Origin of the sequence: Paenibacillus amylolyticus (assembly GCF_036894225.1) — a bacterium.
Taxonomy (GTDB): Bacteria; Bacillota; Bacilli; order Paenibacillales; family Paenibacillaceae; genus Paenibacillus; species Paenibacillus amylolyticus.
In genome coordinates, this window is sequence record NZ_CP145892.1 from 5,517,994 (window position 1) to 5,533,126 (window position 15,133).

Here is a 15,133-nt window from a genome sequence, read left to right on the forward strand (position 1 = left end):
CTGCTACGTCACTTTCCCTTGACGTGCCCCGGCACGCCTGCGGAAAACTTCCTTGCTTGGAACGAAAATTCGGCAAAACCTGCTTCCTTGAGAGTTTTAGACACGCCCTGAGCAAGCACTAGTGCTTGGCGATGCATCTTACACACCGGTCTGCGTTATCGCGATGTCTGAGCCATGCGGTGACAGGCCGGCATTCCATGAATGGACGATCCATGGTCGCGATAACATCGAAGGAGGAACGGTCATGCTCCAAGAAACGATCGGCATTATGTTCGATTCACGCATGTACCGGGGGATACCGGCCGGAAGGACCGGTCAGGAATCACTCGCGAATTATGAACAGGCAGCGGCCAGTTATGGATTAACTCCCTGCTTTTTGCGGCTGGAAGATATCGATTCGGATCAAAAAACATGTCTTGCCTATGTTAAAAAAGAAGGCAGATATGTTCGCGAGCGCATGCCACTGCCCTCCGTCATTCATAACCGCTCACTACAGCTTCGCCGGACGGAACAGCATCAGATTACCAAGCTGATGTTGCAGGGTATTCAGGTATTCAACGTTCGCAACCGGTACCGTAAAGATCACATTCATGACATGCTTCAGCAGGACCCCGCCTTGCGAGAACACTTGCCCCATGCAGTTAAAGCTACGCCAGAGTCTCTGGCCTATATGATGGAACAATATGATGACCTCATCATCAAACCATGCAGCGGTAGCATCGGTCATGGGATTATGCGAGTCTTCGAGCGAGATGGACAGTGGAAACTAACCTGTGAGACGAAGGCGGCACGCAAAGGGTGGGCCACCTTCCGATTGAGCAAAGGACAGCTTCCTTCCGCCACCCTAAGGCGGATCTTTCGCCATGCCTACCTCATTGAAGAGCGTATCCCACTGGTACGTTATGAGGGCAGGCCAGTAGATTTGCGGGTATCTGTACAACGTGGCGGCGATGGTCTCTGGGGAATAACAGGCATGTTTGCCAAAGCGGCTCCTGCCCATACGTTTGTCAGCAATATCGCCCAGGGCGGTAAAGTCATGAAGCTCGCAGAGGCCCTTGGATTAGGGGAATCTGGCTTCGACTTGGCTCGACTGGAATACAGAATCGGACTCGTTGCACTTCGGATTGCTCAGAACCTGGCGGCCAGTCTGCCACATCTGGCTGATCTGGGTCTTGATCTCGGGATAACGCGCAGCGGCCAGATCTATTTTATTGAATGCAATGGACGGGATCAGCGTTACGGTTTTCGCAAGGCGGGAATGTCGGAACACTGGAAGGCAACGTACAGCAAACCGATGGCTTATGGGCGTCTGCTGCTGGAACAGAATTCAAGAATTCCGAGACAACCGCAGACATACGATAGGAGACTATATTGATTTCGTGTGCATTCTGTGTCAATATTATGCAGAACGGCCGGTCTTGCCGGCCTTGAAGTTCGCATTAACCCTAAGGGGGATATTCATGGCAAAAACGCTGTTGCGATTAATGACCGAGCTTTCTTCGCGCAAATGGATCTCCCGGACCGTGGGAGCCTTCTCCAAAAGCCGGGGAAGTAAGGCATTTATCCCTTATTTTGTCCGGACCTACGACATCCCTGTTCAGGAGGCCGAGAAAGACTGGAAGGAATACCGTTCACTGAACGATTTCTTTACCCGCAAATTAAAGCCGGGCATGCGCCCGTTGGAACTTTCAGAGCATGCACTGATCAGCCCGGTAGATGCCAAGATTACGGCAGCCGGTCCAATATCTGCAGGGACACTCCTGAATGTTAAGGGACAAAATTATACACTTGCTGAATTATTAAACCATTCTCCCCATCTGGAGAAGTACAAGCACGGGTACGGGTTCGTCCTCTATCTCAGCCCTCGCGACTATCACCGCATTCATGCACCTGTCAGCGGCCGCAAGATAGAGAGCGAACACATCAAAGGCAAAGTTTATCCCGTGAATGACTTTGGCCTGACCCATATGAGATCCGTGCTTAGTCGAAACGAACGACTCATTACGTATATCGCACATGATTACGGTGAAGTGGCGGTTGTCAAAGTAGGTGCGATGAACGTGAGTAGCATACAATATGCTGATACGGACACAAGTACCTGGGCACAAGGCGATGATCTGGCCTATTTTGAATTCGGTTCCACCGTTGTTCTGCTGACGCAGAGTGGCACATTCGAACCAAACCCGGGCTTACAGCCAGGCGATTCTGTCAAAATGGGCGCATTGCTTGGTCGTTTGAAACCGAAGAACTAATGAGTCCATACGCAAATAAAGAGGATGGCGCAGCACCTGTAACCAGGTATTGCGCCATCCTCTTTATGAATTCATATTCATCCATATATACATGCAATACGAAGCTTCGCTCCGTCGTTATTGGTCTGCTGAGTTCTCCTCAAAACCACACATCTTGCAAGTCCTCTGCCGGTTTGAAGCGACGCAGACGGTTCCGGAAAATATTGCATCCCTTCGTAGAGCATCCCCGGTTGCGGACCCGACGTTTTCCGTTCATCACAAGTTCCCCCTTTTGGTCATCTGGAATGCTAGATAATTACCCTTGCATTCCAGACTTGAAACGGTTTCCTGTTTTTCTCATCAGATTTTTAACGAATCTCGGACGGGCTTTTGCCGGTATACTGCTTGAACTGACGACTGAAGAAGAAAATATCCCGGTAGCCCAGAGCATCCGCCACTTCGGTCACATTCATGCCGGTATGCACCAGCAGATGTTCCGCCCGTTCAATACGCATGCGGATAATATAAGATTGCACCGATGATCCCACCAGTTCCTTGAACTTGATCGAGAAGTATCGGGGCGATAAGCCAGCCCGCGCAGCCAGATCTTCCACCCGATGCGTAATCCCGGGATGCTGACGCACATAATTGGCGACCTCCTGGATCACATCGGACAACTGGTTGCTCACCTTTTTCTCCACAGGTTCTTCCGTATCGGCGCGCAGCAGATGAATCATCAATTGTTTCAGAATCAATCGGCTCTCTTCATCACGTCCGTACACATCCGATAAGAACAGTCTTACATAACGTGCCAGCAAGTGCTCAAACTCCACCGTTTCCTGTACCTCGCGATAGGACTGGGGAACGTCAGCAACAGGCACGTCCACATCAAAGTGAATATACGTAAGTACCAACGGTTTTTGCTTATTATGTGTTGCAGTAGGATGATCTCCTGGCCTGAACAAAAAACAACTACCCTTGCCAACTTCATACGACTGGTCATTCAGTACAAGCGTTCCTTCACCACTCCATACATAAAATAAATCATAGTTTTGCATCGGTTTTTCCCGTTTCTGCCACTTCCAGCCCGGTTCACAGACAATTTTGGCGACAGCGGGCAAAATAACAAATGATGACGGCGATGCCTGCAGCATGTCGCCACTCCCCCTTGATAGTTAATCTCTCTGCATATGGCATCATTCTGATCTGAATCTCACTTCTTCAATCCAGGCCATATGTATTTCAGTATCTATAGAAATTGAACTAAAGAACATTTACACTTGCCACTTCGATGACAGAACAACCTTCCGATCGCTGTTATCCCCAGATTTTTTGATTCACTTTTACAAAGGTGAAAATCTGACGATAGCGTATGCTTCCGATGTAGCTTTCCTTCAGAAAGCTTTTAGGCGAACGCTCCGCTTCTTCAGGTTATTTCTGCCCTCTACGTTTTCGTGTAAATAATTTGTTCAACTTGTATAGCATGATTAAATACAACTTGCTCATATATGATCTCTGCTCCTACAGGAGCGAAATGTCTTATCCCATTATACAGCGGAATTCACTGAAACGAAAATGTGCACTTCTCCCAAGCTAGCCGCATTCGCCGGATTCCCTCTGTCATCTCTTCTTTCTCCAGATGTGCAAAAGCAAAGCAGGCCGCCGGATGATCTGAAGTCAGCCGATATCGCTCTGCATCACGGAACAATATGCCATCCTCCTGAGCAAGCTTTTTAAATCGCTGATAACTGTCCACATCGCCATTCCAGGTAGCGTAGATATGCAGTCCTGCATCACCAAGCTGCATCTTGAATGCTTCCGGCAACTGTAGTTCCATCTCTCGGACAAAAAAATCATGCCGTTCCCCATATAACCGGGTTAACCGCCGTAAGTGTCTCAGGTAACCTCCTCTGGTCATAAACTTTGCCAGTGCGCGTTGCTCCAGCAGTGCCGGAGGTACCGGTTCATACAACGCCTTGGCGGCAAGCAGAGGTTCTACCAGACCAGGTGGCAGGACGGCGTAGCCAAGTCGAAACGAAGCCACCATCGTTTGTGAGAATGAACCAACGTAGATGACGCGCTGTTCACGATCAAGCACTTTGAGGGGTTCAATTGGTCTTCCACCCCATCGGAATTCACTGTCATAATCATCTTCAATGATGACCGCATTCCGCTTTGAGGCCCAAGCAAGCAAGGCACGTCTTCTGTCCAATCCCAGCACGGCCCCTGTTGGAAACTGCCGGGTAGGGGTGACAAATAACGTCTGTGCCTCCCAAGGCTGAGGTATAATGCCTGCGGTATCCACCTCTGCCGAGATGATATGCCCACCACAGGACTTGACGGCATGGGCGATGCCTGGATAACCCGGATTCTCCAATACAACTGCTGTATTCTCCGTAATCAGCAGTTGAGATAGCAGGGTGATGCCTTGCATTGAACCACTGAACAATACAATCTGAGATGGTTCAGCCTGAATACCACGTGTCCATCTGAGATGGGAGGCGATGGCCTCACGCAGCTCCGGATCACCGGCTACACCGCTTGATTCTCGCCAACCACTGCGATGAACCGCAGCGAGTGCACTCTTCCACTCCCCTAACGGGAAATGTTCTGCAGGCATGCGCTGCATTTGAAAATTAATGACGGACGCCTTCGGTGAAGACATCTGAGTCCGCAGGATTTCATGTTGCGTATTCAACCTCTGTACTCGTTCGCCCCAGGGAGACAACTTGAGAACGGCTTCCTGTTTTTCATTTTCCTGAGTGGATAATGTTTCGGTGACAAATGTACCTCTTCCCCGATGTGCATGGACATAACCATCCGCAAGCAACATGTCGTATACCTGAGCTACCGAACCACGTGACATCTCATATTGCCTTGCCAACTCACGGGTGGAAGGAAGCCGCGTGCCTCCCACCAATGTGCCTGCATGAATGGCATCACGTAACGCATGGTACAATGCCTCATACTTGTATCGATGCTGGAGTTCATAGGTATCCATGGGCAGCCACAATTCCATCTTGCACCTCTCTTCATTTGTCTTCATCTGTGATTCCCGACTAATTGGCCTACTAAAGTGAATGTAAATTGGATCTATTTCATTGTCAATGTATGAACTATGGTTATCCATAAGATATGGCGTTCTATTATACATTCAATGATGGGGGAATACACATGAGACGGAAAGAATTCACAGTAGATGAAGAACAGGAAATTACCGCATTTCTGGATCAGTGCTCCTTCGGGTTTCTGGGAACGGTCAGTCCGGACGGACAACCACGGGTTACACCGCTGAACTTCGTATATATGGACGGTTGCTTTTATTTTCACGGCAGTCTGGCTGGCGAGAAGATGAAACAGATCAAACAGGATTCGTCGGTCAGTTTCACAGTAGCTGAAGAGTTCTCCCTGATTCCATCTTATTTCAGTGATCCTGAGCTTGCTTGTCCAGCGACTTCTTTCTTCAAAAGTGTTATGGCCTTTGGTCAGGCTGAACCGGTTAAAGATCTGGACATCAAAGGTAAGGTACTGCAACGATTCATGGAGAAACTCCAGCCGCAAGGCGGATATGTACCCATTGACGCTACTGACTCGCGTTACACAGGAAACCTCAAAGCTGTAGCCGTAGTCCGAATTAGTCCTGAACGGATCAGCGCCAAGTTTAAATTTGGACAAAACCTCTCGAGTGAACGATTCGATCATATCAGTGGTGAACTGGAACAGCGCAATGAAGGAAGAGATGCCGAAACTGCTGAAATGATGCGGAAATACTGTCCATTTCATCAGCAATAAGTTTCATTTCTTGAGGATTACTCCAAGGTCGAATACAACGATAACCCACCCGAAAACCCTCTGCAACAACGCGGTAAAGTGATATAACTGTCATATTGCGTAATTTCCGTGACGGGGGCATGTCAAGGTGATATAATGTTAGGCAGTTGAATCACAAAGACTTGGAAGGATGAAAAGAATGAATCCACTGGCTGAACAGTTGAACGAAAGTATTCAGACAGGCAGCAGTCACGTCTACTCCATGCTGTCACAGCTTGGCAAAGAAATTTATTTTCCTAAAGAGGGGATTTTGAGTCAATCTGCTGAAGCAGCAAGCTTGGCCAAGACCCATAATGCCACGATTGGTATCGCCCTGGAGGGTGGTGTGCCGATGCATCTTCAGGTTATTCAGGAGAAGCTGTCTGCATTCCAGCCAAAGGACCTGTATCCTTACGCTCCACCTGCAGGCAAACCTGAATTGCGGACCGTTTGGAGAGACAAGATGCTGAAGGAAACACCTTCTCTGGAAGGCAAAACGTTTGGCAATCCAATTGTAACCAATGCATTAACCCATGGACTAAGTATCGTAGCCGACCTGTTCGCCGATGAAGGGGACGCTGTCATATATCCGGATAAAAACTGGGAAAATTACGAGCTGACCTTCGGAATTCGTCGTCATGGCCAGTTGGTTCATTATCCCCTGTTCGATGATCAGTTGAACTTCAACAGTGAGGGTCTGCTTCAGGCTTTGCTTGATCAAAAGGACAAAGGTAAAGCGATCGTTCTGCTCAACTTCCCGAATAACCCAACAGGTTATACGCCTGGAGCCGAAGAAGCAGATGCCATTGTGAACACGATTCTTCAGGCAGCTGAAGCCGGTGTTAACGTGGTTGCTGTAACAGATGATGCCTACTTCGGACTGTTCTTCGAAGATTCCATTCATGAATCCCTGTTTGGCAAACTTGCCAACATTCATCCACGTGTGTTGACCGTAAAAGTGGATGGTGCAACCAAGGAAGAATTCGTATGGGGCTTCCGCGTTGGATTCATTACGTATGCCCATGAAGATGCAGCTGTTCTGCATGCATTGGAGCAAAAAACACTCGGTATTATCCGGGCAACGATCTCCAGTGGCCCGCATCCTTCCCAGACTTTTGTACTGGATGCGCTCAAAGCACCGGAGTTTGAAGCACAGAAACAGGAGAAGTTCGAGATTATGAAAGGCCGTGCCAATAAGGTAAAAGCCATTCTCGATAGCGGCAAGTATGGAGATGCATGGGACTATTATCCGTTCAACTCCGGTTACTTCATGTGCCTGAAGCTGAAAGAAGTTGGCGCTGAAGAACTTCGAAGCCATTTGCTGCACAAATATGGTGTGGGTACAATCGCGCTGGGTGAATCGGATCTTCGAATCGCCTTCTCCTGTATTGAAGAATCCGGGTTGGAAGATCTGTATGAAACCATCTATCGTGGAGTTCAGGATCTGCGGACGACTTAATTAACAGACCTGTACCCTAAATAATATAAGAACCCTTTGTATAACGGCGACGCTTCATGTCACTGAATATACGAAGGGTTCTTTTGTGTTTTATCAGCCCAAAAGCTTTAATTTCTGGCTTTACCGGGCATCGGCCCAATCAGCCTACCCCCATGGCACATAATATACGATGTACGCAAGGGCGTGCCAAACAACCACTTGAAAGGGGAATGACCATGTCTGGAGTTGAAGATACAAGAGGCGGTTATGGATGCGGCGGTTACGGCGGAGGATTTACAAACACAGGTGCTATTCTCGTTCTGTTCATCTTGCTCGTAATCATCACTAAATCGTTCCTCTGTTAGTACCAATACACACTTGCGCAGAACCAAGTGATCTGATTGCATGATTCCATTACAGCACAAAGAAGGGTATACCGGGATACAGCCCGGCATACCCTTCTTTTGTTATCTTTTGTACCTCTCACTGATGAACCCAATGTAATAATCCGAGTTGGTCAGGTGTCCGATCGTTTACTCGTCCTCTTCTTCCTTCAACCACTTGTTACCTTGCGAACGCCGCATGATCACAATCACCAGTATACCCAAAATAAGCGCTACTCCGGTGACAGTCAGTCCGCTTGCTCCGGCAGCCAGCATAGGCAACCACATGAGCAATGCAGCCAGTGCATGTAGATGGAATATGAATCCCAACACCTGAGAACGACGACTCTCACCCGAGATTGGATAGATCATAATCCAGAACGATTCACTATGACTGCGACGCAGCGCACCTAACTGAACACCTGCAAGCAACAGGAAGAACAGATACACCCCGACACCAAAGTAGCTGCCTGCTGTCCACCAGGATAGTAACATGCCCAGTACAACTAGGCGTAACACGATTGAGAACACTTCGGTTCGAACAAACGTTTTGGTTATCAAGTAACGGTAAGCTTTCCCTGCATTCCAGGGAAGACCACTCCCCAATTTGCTAAGCCAGCGACGCGAACTTACTTTCTGTCCGGATGAAGGTACATCCACAAACCAGCCAAGCGTCCGCATAACCCTGCCAGCCTGACCCTGCTCTACCTGAATCAGTCGTTCCCACGCTACACGATGTTTCACCGGTATACGCAAGGCGACGATGTAGACAACAGCCAGCAACAGCAGGAACCAGACGCTGCGCTGCGGTGGCTGCCACAGCCAAGCGCCAACCGCCAGCACTGCCAGAGCCCATCGCAAGAGACGATATCCTCTTGCCGCACCGACCTGAACCATTCTTAGCTCTTGCCATGCTCCATAACTGGACAACCCTTTCCACAGCAGCAGGAACACAATGAACCAGCCAAATGGCCGTGCATCCAGATCTGCTCTGACATAGAGCGGCCACAGTGTAACAAATACAAGCAGCAAGCCCAGAGTTTTATAGATGATGCCCCGGGCAAAGCTGTTCTTCAAATACTCCTGCATCCGGTATTCCTGTGGTCGCAGGAACACAATATCTGCCGGAAGCAGATATGTACGATAACTGCTAAACAGCACTAGTGGTGCCAGCAGCAGCAATGCAACCCAGCGAATCGGAAATTCCGCCGGAATGTTCTGGACAAACGATGTATACCAGGCGGAGAACGCAATGACAAGAAATAAAAAGACCATAGCTACACCGCTCTGGATCACATAACCCAGATAAGGAAGAATTCCGTTCCAGAATCCTGTGCGTCTTTGCTTCCATAGCAGCTTGAGATCCATGCTCAATCCCTGCCTTGTACGAGGGAATAGAACATGTGCTCCAGCGTGGCATCCGATTCCCCGAATTGGGAGCGCAGTTCATTCAGCGTCCCTTGAGCAATAACCTGCCCACGGTGCAGAACGATAAAACGATCACAGTAATTTTCAATCGTGGACAGAATGTGTGAACTGAGCAGGATGGATGATCCCGAAGCTTTCATCTCCAGCATAAAATCAAGCAAAGAGCGAATACCCAGCGGGTCCAGGCCCAGGAAAGGCTCATCAATAATGTACAGTGGTGGTCCTGCCACAAAAGCACACATGATCATGACCTTTTGCCGCATCCCCTTGGACAGGTGAGTCGATAAACTTGTACTTTTCTCATTCATACGGAACAGTTCCAGCAGTTTCTCCGTACGTTGTTTGAAATCAGCCTCTGACACATTGTACGCTCTTGCCGTAAACTCCAGGTGCTCCATCACTGTCATCTCATCATACAGTTCGGGTGATTCCGGTACAAATGCCATAGCCGATTGGTAGATCTGCGCATCCTCGTCCCGCTTCTTGCCCATCACTCGCACTTCGCCCTGTTGAGGGGTCATCAAGCCGAGGATATGTTTCATGGTTGTGCTTTTGCCAGCACCGTTTAAGCCGATTAGTCCGACCATCTCTCCACGTCCAACTTCCAGATCGATTCCGTGAAGGACTGGCCGTTTGGCACTATAACCTCCGCTTAACCCGCTGATTTGCAGAACAGGCGATTGAACGTTTTCCATCTATCCCTGCACCCCTTTCGTCAGATTCTATTCTTCGGAGCGTGGCGTTTTATCTTTACTCCACTTGGGTGCTCCTTTGTTTTTACGATCCTGGTCGCGCTCCGTGCGGCCTGTATTACCCGTTGGTTTGCTACCTGCCGGACGCGAATTGGAGATTGTAGCTTTGGTTCCCCCATTACGATTGCCCTGACCTGGTTTGCGATCTCTGGATTGTCCTGGTTTTCTGGAGAACGAATGTCCCTCAGGCCGCGTGTCCGGACGCGGGTCAGCCTCCAGTACTTTACCGCCAAAGAGTACACGTTCTGACAGTTCGATTCCGAGTTCGCGTGCGAATTTACGCATAATAAAGATCTGTGTTTCATCCACAATGGACAAAACGATACCCGAGCGTCCCATACGGCCTGTACGACCTGCACGGTGAACATAGTGCTCCGAGTCAAAGGCAGGGTCATAGTTAATGACCATTGGCAAGCCTTCAATATCCAGTCCTCTGGCAGCCACTTCGCTGGCAATCAGCAACTGAAGTTTGCCATTACGGAAGGCAGACAATACGTTACTGCGGGTCACTTTATCAGCATCCCCATACAGCGCAGCAGCGGACAAGCCCAGATGATTCATTTTTGCTTCAACTTCACCAATATCTTCGGTTGCATTCACAAATACGATCGCCCGATCCGGATTGTACTGTCTAACCAGACGACGCAGCATGTCAATTTTGTTACGGTTTTCTTCTACAAAATAATAATGCTCAAGGCCCGCAGCCGTAGCTCGATCCGGTTCAATTCCGATCTGAACAGGCTCTTTCATCTCACGCTTTGCGAGTCCAGCCGTATGCTCATCAATGGTTGCTGACAGGAAGATCAGCTGACGGTCCCGCAATGCGCTCTTGAGTACAAAGTTCACGTCACTTACGCCGCCAAGTTGGAACACTTGGTCCGCTTCATCGATAACAATGGTGGAAACGTTGTGCATTTTCAGTTTTTTGAGTGTAATCAATTCCTTCAGTCGTCCCGGTGTACCCACAACCAATTGTGGATGCTCACGTAGCTTCTCGATCTGACGTTTAGCCGCTGCACCTCCAATTAGACCCAATACGCCAATCTTACGTTCTTCCGCATAACGCTGCGCTTCACGTACAATTTGCATCGCCAGCTCTTGCGTAGGTGCAATAATGAGTTTCTGCGTACCTTTGATATCCATTTTGATGGATTGTAACAGTGGCAACAGATATGCCAGCGTTTTTCCTGTTCCCGTCTGGGATTTGGATACGACATCTCGGCCTTCCAAAATAACCGGGATCGTCTGAGCCTGTACAGGTGAAGGTTCGTTAATGCCATGTTTGGCCAAAACGGCCTCCAGATCCTGTTCCACGCCAATTGAAGCAAATGTTTGATTCGTCATGTATGTCCATCCTTTTAATTTATTCATTTTGATGTTAGCCTTGCTTGTACGGATATAAAACCGAAGCCTGTCATCACATTACCTTTCATTATATGCGAAAAAAGCCTGTGTACCAAATCTTATTCCAGAATTGTATGTATACACGCAAAAAAAAGAAAAGCCCCTCGGCGGAGCCTTTCTTTCATTCCGTATATGATGCCTCGTATCACATTTACTTCTGATTCATTACACCGTGCGACAATCGATCTGCAAGACGAGGAAATAGCTGGTACAGCCATATGCCAGCAGAAGCAAGTCTTGGCAGATTCACTTCTTCCTTGCGCTTTTTCATCGCCCGAATCATATGACCCGCAACGTCTTCCGGTTTCAACATCATCCAGCGTACATTATTCACATAATTGCCAGAAGGGTCAGCCCGATGGAAAAATGGTGTATCAATCGGACCCGGATTAATCGTTGTCACCATGACGCCAGTCTTGCGAAGCTCTTGACGCAGCGCATTACTAAATCCGAGGACAGCATGTTTCGTAGCCGTATAGGAAGCGGATTTGGCTGTACCGATTTTGCCAGCCATGGAGGCCACGTTCACAATCTGACCTTTGCCACGTTCTAGCATTTGTGGAAGCACTGCTTTGGTGCAACGTACAATGCCCATGTAATTAACGTCCATCATCTCATCGAATTCCTGTACAGACATCTCTGTCATCGCTGCGAATTTCCCGTAACCTGCATTGTTCAGCAAAATGTCGATTCGTCCGTATTTATGCAATATCGCATCCACAGCTGCCTGAACCTGCTCACTATCCGTAACATCAAGTGTGAGTAATTCATGCGGCCCTTTCAGCGAGGCACCAATCTCTTCCAGCTTGTCCCGTGAACGGGCAGCCAGAATTGGGATGGCTCCTTCTTCTATCAGCATCTGCGCACACAGCGCACCGATACCACTCGATGCACCTGTGATAAACACTACCTGATCTTTCAGCATCCGTGATGTCCTCCCGTATTGAACACATATTGCCTTTTGAGGCGTATGGTTCTATTCTACGAGATCATGACCTGAATATCCATCTCACCAATGCCGTCCATCAGCAAAGGAATACTCAGTGCTTTCGTTGCACTAAATGTAGTCAGATGTTCGGACTTCATCACTTGTGGAGGTGTAATATCGACCACAACACCCTGGTTTGACAGGATCGTGCTGGCGTTACCACTGATCATATTCCCCAGTTCAGAAATCGCACTTTTGCTCATTTCATCCATTTCTGTAATGACAAAACCACCCATCATCGCAGATACAATTTTCAATGCAACTTGTTCATTAATTCCAAATACAATGTTTCCGCTAAGTTGTCCGGTCATTCCGATCACGATCCAGACATGGTCTGCAATATACTCTACATTTTTCACGCCAAGACTCCCGGTGGAAGGCGAAACCTGGATGAGCTGTTCGAATACGTTCCGTGCCGATTCCAGGAAAGGATTAATCACTTCCGCTTTCACTGTCTATGTCCCCCTCGCACTGGGTTATTGGTCACACACCAAAAGTCCCATATTCATTAAATTTATTATACTTTATCACGTACAAGAATTCATTAAGAATTCGTTAAACCATGTGTACTATAATTTATCGTCATCCGTGGGGCAAATGTTTATAGCTGATTCTAGCGAATAAACAGCGCTTTTCACTTCTTTTGAAGAAAGCTTTTCGCTCGTTGTGCGTGGCATAAGGCATTTAGGACTTTATTACTGCTTTCTCACAACTGTAAAAAAAATCAAATTCTTGTATTCGCGTTTTTTTCACAGTCTCTTGAACTACTTTTGATCCTGATCATTACCTTCATTGCTCTGCTGTCCTGAATCACCTATAATTTAAGATAACGGAACAATAACCAGTTACGGGATTACATCACACCAAACACTACATAATCAAGAAATTTTGCCTGCAAGGAGGTCACCTATGAACATAAGCCAACTGGAGACACTAATTACCATTTCCAAAACGATGAGCTTCCGCAAAGCGGGAGAACTTCTGAACCTGACCCAGCCTGCCGTCTCGGCCCAGATCAAAAGTCTGGAGGACGAATTCAGCACCGTTCTTGTGGATCGAAACCAACCCGTTACCCTGACAGACCGTGGACAGGTATTTCTGGAGCACGCTGAACGGATGCTAGACATCGTTGATGAGTTAAAACAAAAATTGTCCGATCTTGATGAAACGCCTCAGGGACGTATCGTATTAGGCACAACAACTTCCATTGCTATTCAGATCTTGCCAAGGGTGTTATCCTATTTCCAAGATCAATTCCCGCTGATCAAAACTAGTATCCAGTCCCTTCCTTCATCACAGATCTATACCCAGGTCGAAAATGGTCTGGTTGATATTGGTATCGGTTATCTCACGGAGCGTAATCCCAACCTGAATACATCTGTGCTCTACTATGACACATTTGAACTCGTGGTATCTCCTTCCCATCCGCTGGCAAAGAAAAAACATGCTGCAGTGGATGTGCTCCGGAGTACACCATTGATTCTGCTGTCCCCTGATACCGTAGGACGAAGGTTTACGGAAACTATCTTCAAGAAACATAATATTGAACCTAATATTGTAATGGAGTTGTCGAGCAGCGAAGAAGTGAAACGGATGGTCGAGATTGATCTCGGGGCAGCTGTCATCTCCAAACAATCTGTTGCGCATGAGTTGCGTCAAGGTACATTGCGAATGATACCCTTAAGTGAGCTGGAGGTCAGTCACCCTGTTGGTGTCATCTATAAGTCCAGTCGATACCTTAACTCAGCAATGCAGCAATTCATAAGTGACCTCAAAGGTATGCCGGAAACCCAATTCATCAGTTCAGAATGACAATGAGCCATGAGAAAGGAAGGATTCCATATGAAATTTGATCTTCATACACATCATTTTCGTTGTGGTCACGCAGACGGCAACATCCGCGATTATATAGAGGCAGGTATTAAGGCAGGACTTCAGGCCATCGGTATCTCGGATCATACGCCATACTTTGGCAGTGAGCTTGAGCAGGCATTTCCCCGGATCGCAATGGGCAAGTCGGAATTGCAGCATTATGTGGAAGAAGTCCTTGCTTTGAAAGAAGAGTACGCTGGTAAAATCGATGTGCTGCTCGGCATTGAATCCGACTACTTCCCTGTTCATGCAGAATTGTACCGTACCACACTGGGACAGTATCCTTTTGACTATATTATTGGTTCAGTTCATCATACCGAGGATGTGAGTATCTTCAACAAAACCCGGTGGAATGGCCTAAGCAATGCTCGCAAAGTTGAAGTGAAAGAAAGCTATTATTCATTAATTCGGGAATCGGCTCGCAGCGGTATGTTCCAGATTCTTGGACATATTGATGCGATGAAAGGAAACTATCCACCTTTCTCCGATATTATCGCTGATCAGGCCATTGATGAAACGTTGCAGGTCATTGCAGAATCCAACGTAGCGATCGAAATTAACACATCTGGCAAAACCAAACTCAGCGGTGGCTGGTATCCCTCGGATGCCATTCTGGAACGCGCCCATCATTATGGAGTGAAGGTGACATTTGGATCGGACGCTCATAAACCACAGCGGGTTGCAGACGAGCTGGATGACGTTCGTACACGTCTCAAGGAGATCGGATTCACCGACTGGGTATACTTCAAGCAGAAACAGATGCAGGTTGTTCCACTGTAAAAAATAGCAAACACAAAGGCCCCCACAGCGCGCTTGTTCACGCCGTG

General features: G+C 47.9%; 14 protein-coding genes. 7 read left to right on the forward strand and 7 right to left on the reverse strand.

The window, feature by feature from the left end; translation table 11 throughout:
• Nucleotides 1-244: 244 nt before the first annotated feature.
• The gene (locus V6668_RS24440; RefSeq protein WP_338706961.1) at nt 245-1,375 is read left to right on the forward strand and encodes a YheC/YheD family protein; all 1,131 of its coding nucleotides are present in this window, start codon (nt 245-247) and stop codon (nt 1,373-1,375) included.
• Between the two features lie 85 nt (nt 1,376-1,460).
• On the forward strand, nt 1,461-2,252 hold the full coding sequence (asd, locus tag V6668_RS24445) for an archaetidylserine decarboxylase (RefSeq protein ID WP_047841263.1): 792 nt from the start codon (nt 1,461-1,463) through the stop codon (nt 2,250-2,252).
• Nucleotides 2,253-2,599: 347 nt separating this feature from the next.
• Here the strand turns inward: asd and V6668_RS24450 are convergent, their stop codons facing one another.
• Nucleotides 2,600-3,385, reverse strand: a complete 786-nt coding sequence (locus V6668_RS24450) for an AraC family transcriptional regulator (protein WP_036605807.1) — start codon at nt 3,383-3,385, stop codon at nt 2,600-2,602.
• 407 nt (nt 3,386-3,792) lie between these two features.
• Nucleotides 3,793-5,250 (reverse strand): PLP-dependent aminotransferase family protein, encoded by a 1,458-nt coding sequence (locus V6668_RS24455; RefSeq protein WP_338706962.1) that lies wholly within the window; start codon nt 5,248-5,250, stop codon nt 3,793-3,795.
• 155 nt (nt 5,251-5,405) lie between these two features.
• On the opposite strand from V6668_RS24455, the gene V6668_RS24460 reads away from it, so the two are divergent.
• From V6668_RS24460 to V6668_RS24470, 3 genes are all read left to right on the forward strand, one after another.
• Entirely contained in the window at nt 5,406-6,023 is a 618-nt protein-coding gene (locus tag V6668_RS24460; RefSeq protein WP_221820993.1) for a pyridoxamine 5'-phosphate oxidase family protein, read from the forward strand.
• Between the two features lie 178 nt (nt 6,024-6,201).
• Nucleotides 6,202-7,500, forward strand: coding sequence for an aminotransferase class I/II-fold pyridoxal phosphate-dependent enzyme (locus tag V6668_RS24465; RefSeq protein ID WP_036673403.1), 1,299 nt, complete (start codon nt 6,202-6,204; stop codon nt 7,498-7,500).
• Between the two features lie 215 nt (nt 7,501-7,715).
• Nucleotides 7,716-7,844: a hypothetical protein gene (locus V6668_RS24470; protein WP_017692471.1), complete on the forward strand. Its 129-nt coding sequence runs from the start codon at nt 7,716-7,718 to the stop codon at nt 7,842-7,844.
• A 168-nt stretch (nt 7,845-8,012) separates the two neighbouring features.
• On the opposite strand, the gene V6668_RS24475 is transcribed toward V6668_RS24470, so the two are convergent.
• The 5 genes from V6668_RS24475 to V6668_RS24495 all read right to left on the reverse strand — a co-directional run bounded on the left by V6668_RS24475 (nt 8,013) and on the right by V6668_RS24495 (nt 12,886).
• Nucleotides 8,013-9,230: an ABC transporter permease gene (locus V6668_RS24475; RefSeq protein WP_047841267.1), complete on the reverse strand. Its 1,218-nt coding sequence runs from the start codon at nt 9,228-9,230 to the stop codon at nt 8,013-8,015.
• Nucleotides 9,231-9,232: 2 nt separating this feature from the next.
• Nucleotides 9,233-9,985, reverse strand: coding sequence for an ABC transporter ATP-binding protein (locus tag V6668_RS24480; protein ID WP_036605802.1), 753 nt, complete (start codon nt 9,983-9,985; stop codon nt 9,233-9,235).
• A gap of 27 nt (nt 9,986-10,012) precedes the next feature.
• Nucleotides 10,013-11,386, reverse strand: coding sequence for a DEAD/DEAH box helicase (locus tag V6668_RS24485; RefSeq protein WP_076329012.1), 1,374 nt, complete (start codon nt 11,384-11,386; stop codon nt 10,013-10,015).
• A 211-nt stretch (nt 11,387-11,597) separates the two neighbouring features.
• Nucleotides 11,598-12,371 carry an SDR family NAD(P)-dependent oxidoreductase gene (locus tag V6668_RS24490; RefSeq protein WP_047841269.1) on the reverse strand — a complete coding sequence of 258 codons (774 nt, stop codon included), beginning with the start codon at nt 12,369-12,371 and terminating at the stop codon, nt 11,598-11,600.
• A gap of 56 nt (nt 12,372-12,427) precedes the next feature.
• A complete protein-coding gene (locus V6668_RS24495) occupies nt 12,428-12,886 on the reverse strand; it encodes a chemotaxis protein CheX (protein WP_036605799.1) in 459 nt (152 codons plus the stop codon).
• A gap of 457 nt (nt 12,887-13,343) precedes the next feature.
• On the opposite strand from V6668_RS24495, the gene V6668_RS24500 reads away from it, so the two are divergent.
• Nucleotides 13,344-14,246: a LysR family transcriptional regulator gene (locus V6668_RS24500; protein WP_036605798.1), complete on the forward strand. Its 903-nt coding sequence runs from the start codon at nt 13,344-13,346 to the stop codon at nt 14,244-14,246.
• 30 nt (nt 14,247-14,276) lie between these two features.
• Nucleotides 14,277-15,086 carry a histidinol-phosphatase gene (locus V6668_RS24505; RefSeq protein WP_338706964.1) on the forward strand — a complete coding sequence of 270 codons (810 nt, stop codon included), beginning with the start codon at nt 14,277-14,279 and terminating at the stop codon, nt 15,084-15,086.
• Nucleotides 15,087-15,133: the final 47 nt, after the last annotated feature.

Coding starts and splice junctions, on each gene's coding strand:
- V6668_RS24460 (WP_221820993.1), top strand. CDS start 5,406: ATGAGACGGAAAGAATTCACAGTAGATGAAGAACAGGAAATTACCGCA.
- V6668_RS24485 (WP_076329012.1), bottom strand. CDS start 11,386: ATGACGAATCAAACATTTGCTTCAATTGGCGTGGAACAGGATCTGGAG.
- V6668_RS24490 (WP_047841269.1), bottom strand. CDS start 12,371: ATGCTGAAAGATCAGGTAGTGTTTATCACAGGTGCATCGAGTGGTATC.
- V6668_RS24470 (WP_017692471.1), top strand. CDS start 7,716: ATGTCTGGAGTTGAAGATACAAGAGGCGGTTATGGATGCGGCGGTTAC.
- V6668_RS24450 (WP_036605807.1), bottom strand. CDS start 3,385: ATGCTGCAGGCATCGCCGTCATCATTTGTTATTTTGCCCGCTGTCGCC.
- asd (WP_047841263.1), top strand. CDS start 1,461: ATGGCAAAAACGCTGTTGCGATTAATGACCGAGCTTTCTTCGCGCAAA.
- V6668_RS24480 (WP_036605802.1), bottom strand. CDS start 9,985: ATGGAAAACGTTCAATCGCCTGTTCTGCAAATCAGCGGGTTAAGCGGA.
- V6668_RS24440 (WP_338706961.1), top strand. CDS start 245: ATGCTCCAAGAAACGATCGGCATTATGTTCGATTCACGCATGTACCGG.
- V6668_RS24475 (WP_047841267.1), bottom strand. CDS start 9,230: ATGGATCTCAAGCTGCTATGGAAGCAAAGACGCACAGGATTCTGGAAC.
- V6668_RS24465 (WP_036673403.1), top strand. CDS start 6,202: ATGAATCCACTGGCTGAACAGTTGAACGAAAGTATTCAGACAGGCAGC.
- V6668_RS24500 (WP_036605798.1), top strand. CDS start 13,344: ATGAACATAAGCCAACTGGAGACACTAATTACCATTTCCAAAACGATG.
- V6668_RS24455 (WP_338706962.1), bottom strand. CDS start 5,250: ATGGAATTGTGGCTGCCCATGGATACCTATGAACTCCAGCATCGATAC.
- V6668_RS24505 (WP_338706964.1), top strand. CDS start 14,277: ATGAAATTTGATCTTCATACACATCATTTTCGTTGTGGTCACGCAGAC.